We start from the raw sequence: 581 nt of genomic DNA, 5'->3' as shown, positions 1-581 counted from the left end.
GTTAAGTAAAGCGAGATAGACGGGTTCATCAATGTTGAACCCGGTCTGTCGATGGCGTTCTTAATGTCAATATGTTTTCAGCGGATGACAAGCTTGGTTGGATACCGATTGTACTAGTCACCGTGCTCAACTGTGTTCAATATTAGCTGCGATCACTACGCGCTTCTTACTAGGGTATTCATATCTTTTGCCATGATTGATAACTCGTGCGCTAATTCTGAAAGCCCCTGACTTGCATCCATCAAAGTTTGCCCCGCGTCGGCGTTTGTTCGACTAATATCTTCAACATTCTTACTCTCCAGAACAATCTCTTCAATCTGCGTACGTTGCTTGCTCATTGAATCTGAGACGGTAGAAATATTCCCCGCCGCCTGTTTTACCGAAATGACGACTTTATCTAGCGCGGAGCCCGACATATTGACTGCTTCAGCACCCGCTTTGACATCAGAACTCGCTTTGTCTAACAAAGTTCTAATCTTCTGAGCTGATTCGTTGCTTTTTTTGGACAGTGTCCTAACCTCATCAGCCACGACAGCAAATCCTCTACCTTGATCCCCTGCACGGGCCGCTTCAATTGCAGC

At 46.0% G+C, this 581-nt stretch carries 1 protein-coding gene; it reads right to left on the bottom strand.

All coding sequences use genetic code 11. The features are described from left to right. Positions 1 to 155: 155 nt before the first annotated feature. Positions 156 to 581 (bottom strand): methyl-accepting chemotaxis protein (locus A3766_RS08075; protein ID WP_304440945.1); only part of this gene is annotated, 426 nt, incomplete at its 5' end.

This window comes from Oleiphilus sp. HI0132 (assembly GCF_001635845.1).
Note: the sequence above shows the minus strand (reverse complement) of the source record. Positions and strands in the feature narration are given on the sequence as shown.